The 1,227-nt window shown below is 63.0% G+C and carries 1 protein-coding gene; it reads right to left on the reverse strand.

From position 1 onward, the window contains the following. Positions 1–34: 34 nt before the first annotated feature. A protein-coding gene (locus tag ACP56T_RS21845; protein ID WP_238230149.1) for an IS3 family transposase occupies positions 35–1,203 on the reverse strand; the annotation gives its coding sequence in 2 pieces (ribosomal slippage) (positions 35–939 and positions 939–1,203; 1,170 coding nt in all). Positions 1,204–1,227: the final 24 nt, after the last annotated feature.

Consider the following 1,227-nt stretch of genomic DNA (forward strand, 5'->3'; position numbering starts at 1 on the left):
TGGCCTGCCCCCATTCGGTGGCCCAGGTTCGAAGTTAGTGCATCGTCGGTCGCGTGACGATGGCGGGTTGTGCGAGCGGCGCTGAGCTGCTCGGTTCCGTTGGCCAAATGACGGCCTCCGGTGCAGGCGGGTGGTAGCCGAGCGACGAGTGCGGTCGGATGCTGTTGTAGTGCCGCCGCCATTGCTCGATCACGACGCTGGCTTCCTTCAGGGTGTAGAACACCTCGCCGTCGAGGAGTTCATCGCGCAGCTTCGCGTTGAAGCTCTCGCAATACCCGTTCTCCCACGGACTGCCCGGTTCGATGTAGGCGGTCGTCGATCCAACCGCCGCGATCCAGTCCTGTACGGCCTTGGCGATGAACTCCGGCCCGTTGTCCGAGCGGATATGACCGGGCACGCCGCGCAAACTGAACAGATCCGAGAGCACGTCGATCACGTCCAGCGCCTTGAGCTTACGGGCGACCCGGATGGCCAGGCACTCGCGGGTGAACTCATCGATGACGTTCAGCATCCGGTACTTGCGCCCATTGTGCGTCCGGTGCTCGACGAAGTCGTAGGACCAGACGTGGTCAGGCCGCTCGGGCCGTAGTCGCAGGCAGGAGCCGTCGTTGAGCCAAAGGCGTGCCCGCTTTGGTTGGCGAGCCGGGACCTTGAGCCCTTCACGGCGCCAGATCCGTTCGACGCGCTTCACGTTCACCGTCCAGCCGTCACGTCGGAGCAAGGCCGTGATCCGACGGTAGCCGTAGCGCCCGTACTGGACGGCCAATGCGATGATCGCGGCCGTCAGAGCAGCTTCGTCCTCGACCACCACGGCGGTCTTGCGTTGCGTCGAACGATGCTGCCCCAGGACACGGCAGGCGAAACGTTCGGACACACCGTGCTCGGCAACGACGTAAGCGACACAAGCCCGGCGGCGAGCCGGGCTCAGAAGTTTCCCGAAGCTGCCTCCTTCAAGATGAGCTTCTCCAAGGTCAGGTCGGAGATCGCCCGACGAAGGCGCTGGTTTTCTGTCTCCAGGGACTTCAGCCGCTTGACCTGATCGCCCTTCAGGCCACCGTACTCGGAACGCCAGCGGTAATACGTGACCTCAGTCACCTCAATGGACCGGATTGCTTCGGCAACCTTGCGACCTTGCGAGACCAGAACATCAACTTGGCGCAGCTTGGCGACAATCTCTTCAGCCGTGTGCTTCTTCCGTCCCATGACAACATCCTCCACATGGCTCGA

The sequence above is a fragment of the Methylobacterium endophyticum genome (genome assembly GCF_050591105.1).
GTDB lineage: Bacteria > Pseudomonadota > Alphaproteobacteria > Rhizobiales > Beijerinckiaceae > Methylobacterium.